The organism is Mesorhizobium sp. M7A.F.Ca.CA.004.12.1.1, from assembly GCF_003997835.1.
GTDB lineage: Bacteria > Pseudomonadota > Alphaproteobacteria > Rhizobiales > Rhizobiaceae > Mesorhizobium.
The window spans coordinates 1-2,924 of record NZ_RZRK01000758.1 but is presented as its reverse complement, the minus strand read 5'-3'; the positions used below and the strand labels follow the sequence as shown (position 1 = coordinate 2,924).

At 61.7% G+C, this 2,924-nt stretch carries 4 protein-coding genes and 2 pseudogenes; 3 read left to right on the top strand and 3 right to left on the bottom strand.

The genetic code is table 11. The features are described from left to right. Positions 1-341, bottom strand: a pseudogene (locus EN984_RS29025) (D-glycerate dehydrogenase); the annotation flags it as partial. Positions 342-560: 219 nt separating this feature from the next. Between EN984_RS29025 and EN984_RS29020 the strand changes: the two are divergent. Beyond that, positions 561-1,121 carry an SH3 domain-containing protein gene (locus EN984_RS29020; RefSeq protein WP_127267923.1) on the top strand — a complete coding sequence of 187 codons (561 nt, stop codon included), beginning with the start codon at positions 561-563 and terminating at the stop codon, positions 1,119-1,121. Between the two features lie 68 nt (positions 1,122-1,189). Here EN984_RS29020 and EN984_RS29015 read toward each other — a convergent pair. Both EN984_RS29015 and irrA read right to left on the bottom strand, forming a co-directional pair. Next, positions 1,190-1,354 (bottom strand): annotated as a pseudogene (locus EN984_RS29015) (DUF4260 family protein); the annotation flags it as partial. Between the two features lie 19 nt (positions 1,355-1,373). Then, positions 1,374-1,805, bottom strand: coding sequence for an iron response transcriptional regulator IrrA (gene irrA, locus EN984_RS29010; RefSeq protein ID WP_024503471.1), 432 nt, complete (start codon positions 1,803-1,805; stop codon positions 1,374-1,376). Positions 1,806-2,048: 243 nt separating this feature from the next. Between irrA and fabA the strand changes: the two genes are divergently transcribed. Both fabA and EN984_RS29000 read left to right on the top strand, forming a co-directional pair. Then, entirely contained in the window at positions 2,049-2,564 is a 516-nt protein-coding gene (gene fabA / locus EN984_RS29005; RefSeq protein ID WP_013527885.1) for a 3-hydroxyacyl-[acyl-carrier-protein] dehydratase FabA, read from the top strand. A 50-nt stretch (positions 2,565-2,614) separates the two neighbouring features. Next, positions 2,615-2,924, top strand: a 310-nt coding sequence (locus EN984_RS29000; protein ID WP_281057355.1) for a beta-ketoacyl synthase N-terminal-like domain-containing protein, incomplete at its 3' end; no start/stop codon positions are given.

The following is a 2,924-nucleotide window of genomic DNA, read 5'->3' as shown; positions in this document are numbered from 1 at the left end:
ATGGTCATGTCGGCGGTGTCCTCGGTCAGGACATTCGGCGTGTTGGTGACGGTGATGCCCCTCTTGGCCGCGGCCGCGACATCGATCTTGTCGACGCCATTGCCGAAGTTGGCGATCAGCTTGAGGTTGTCGCCGGCCTGGGCGATCAGTGCGGCGTCGATCTGGTCGGTTACCGTCGGCACCAGCACGTCGGCCTCCTTGACTGCCGCGACCAGTTCCGGCTGCGTCATCGGCCGGTCCTCGACATTCAGCCTTGCGTCGAACAACTCGCGCATGCGGGTCTCGACCGGGTCGGGCAGCTTTCGCGTGATGACGACGAGAGGCTTCTTTTTGCCTGCCATTGTTTCCCTCCCGAGTACTTGCCGCAATTCCGAACGCAAAACCGCATCACACTTTTGCTGGAATTGCTTCTAACCCGATCTCGTTGAGACCTCTTTAACCAAGACCGGCGAAACTGAAAGCCGGTCGCGGTGCCGATTACTCCCTGTAACAAGCGGTGCCGCCGAAGACAAAGAAAAAGGGGCGCCGAGGCCGATGGGCAAGCGCCGAAAGGAATGAAAGTGTCTGGTTTCGCGTCGCTTCGCCTGACCCTCAGCGCAGCATTTCTCGGCGCTCTGCTTTATTCTCCGCTTGCCGTGGCGCAGAGTGCCGCTGCACCTGCCCAGGGCGTCGTCACGCTTGGTCCGAGTGGCCTGCCGCTGCCGCGCTTCGTCAGCCTGAAATCCGGCCGCGTCAACTCGCGCGTCGGTCCCGGGGCCAACTACTCGGTCGACTGGATGTATATGAAGGCCGGCCTGCCGATGGAGATCATCCAGGAATTCGACACATGGCGCCGCGTGCGCGATGCCGATGGTTCGGAAGGCTGGATCAACCAGTCGCTGCTGTCCGGCCGGCGCACGGCAATCGTTGCTCCGTGGCAGCGCGGCAAGGGTGCCCAGATCAACCTTCTCAACAGCCCCAACAAGGACGCAAGGGTGGTCGCGATGGTCGAGCCGGGCGTCATGGGCACGATCAAATCCTGCGACGGCCAGTGGTGCGAAATGACATTCGATGGCCACACAGGCTGGCTTGCCCAGTCGATCGTCTGGGGCGCCTATCCCGGCGAACGGGTCAAGGACTGATTCTTGACCCAGAATCTTAACCCCGATCCTTCACGGCCCGGTTTGGGTGTGTTGAAATTCAGGTCAGCCTAGCGCCCGATACGGCCGAGATGGGTGTCCTGAAAGCCGGTTGGCAGCTTCAGGCCATAGGCCAGCGCACGGTCGATGGCGATGTGCGCGATCCAGATCAGCGCAACCGCCATCGCGGCCGCATTGCCCCACATGTGCCCGCCGAGCAACAACAGCACGGGCACGGTAAGGGGGCCTCGCCGGTCATTCGCGGCGTTTGGGGCGCAGCCTCACCACGATATCGACATTGGCGATCTCCATCCCTTCCGGCGGCTCCGGCAGGTTGGCGACCGTCACCGGACCACTGTCGATGTCGAATATGCGGTTTTCGCCTTCGATGTAGAAATGGTGGTGGTCGGAGGTGTTGGTGTCGAAATAGGTTTTCGCGCCCTCCACGGCGAGGATGCGCAAAAGTCCCGCCTGGGTAAACTGGTGAAGGGCATTGTAGACGGTGGCCAGCGACACCGGCACGCCGGCGGCAACCGCCTCCTCGTGCAGTTCCTCGGCCGACAGATGCCGGTCGCCCTTGGCGAAAAGCAGATCGGCCAGCGCAATGCGCTGACGCGTCGGCCTCAGGCCAGCTTCACGGACCCGCTTGTCCACAGCGACATTTTCCTTCCGGCCGTCCAGGTCCATCTTCTCGTCGAACCCCACAGTTCCGCCCCAAGACACGCCCAGAATGGCAAAAAAATGAACGTCTGCCGAAACCGGACCTCTCAGGACATATATTCTGTCGTCCGAATGCGATCAATAGCGCGCATTGACCCAGGCAGACGAGCAGGCTAAGCGCAAACGCCGGTTTCCGGCCTGAAACAGATTGTGTTAGGAAACCAACGACAAGGGCACCCGATAGCCCGGAACGATATGGGGATGAGATTGATGGCGGGTAAATCCAGCTACGAGTACGACGAATTGCTGGCCTGCGCCCGCGGCGAACTGTTCGGACCGGGCAACGCCCAGCTTCCCTATCCGCCGATGCTGATGTTCGACCGCATCACCGAGATCAGCGAGACGGGCGGCGCCTTCGAGAAGGGTTTCATCCGCGCGGAGTTCGACATCAAGCCGGACCTGTGGTTCTTTGCCTGCCATTTCATCGGCAATCCGATCATGCCGGGGTGCCTCGGCCTCGACGCCATGTGGCAATTGACGGGCTTCTATCTTGGCTGGCTGGGCGAACCCGGCAAGGGGATGGCGCTGTCGACCGGTGAAGTGAAATTCAAGGGCATGGTCACGCCCTCGGTGAAGAAGGTCGAATATGGCATCGACTTCAAGCGCGTGATGCGGGGCCGGCTGGTGCTCGGCATCGCCGATGGCTGGCTGAAGGCGGATGGCGAACCCATATACGCGGCAACGGATTTGAAAGTCGGTCTGTCCAAGCAGTCGGCGGTTGGCTGACCGGCATCCCTGGCCAGCCCTCTGGCCAGCACCCCTGGAAGGAGTTGCGAATGAGACGTGTCGTAGTCACAGGCATCGGCATTGTGTCGTCGATCGGCAACAATGCCAACGAGGTGCAGACCTCTCTGCATGACGCCAGATCCGGCATCAGCTTCTCCGATTCCTTCGCCGAACACGGCTTCCGCTGCCAGGTCTGGGGAGCGCCGACGCTCGATCCATCGGCCATGATCGACCGCCGTGCGATGCGCTTCCTGAGCCAGGGGGCTGCCTGGAACCATGTCGCCATGGATCAGGCGATCGCGGATGCGGGCCTCGGCGAGAGCGACATCACCAATGAGCGCACCGGCATCGTCATGGGAT

Bases quoted from the DNA above. Each gene is read 5' to 3' on its own strand.
- irrA (WP_024503471.1), bottom strand. From the start codon at position 1,805: ATGGACCTGGACGGCCGGAAGGAAAATGTCGCTGTGGACAAGCGGGTC.
- fabA (WP_013527885.1), top strand. From the start codon at position 2,049: ATGGCGGGTAAATCCAGCTACGAGTACGACGAATTGCTGGCCTGCGCC.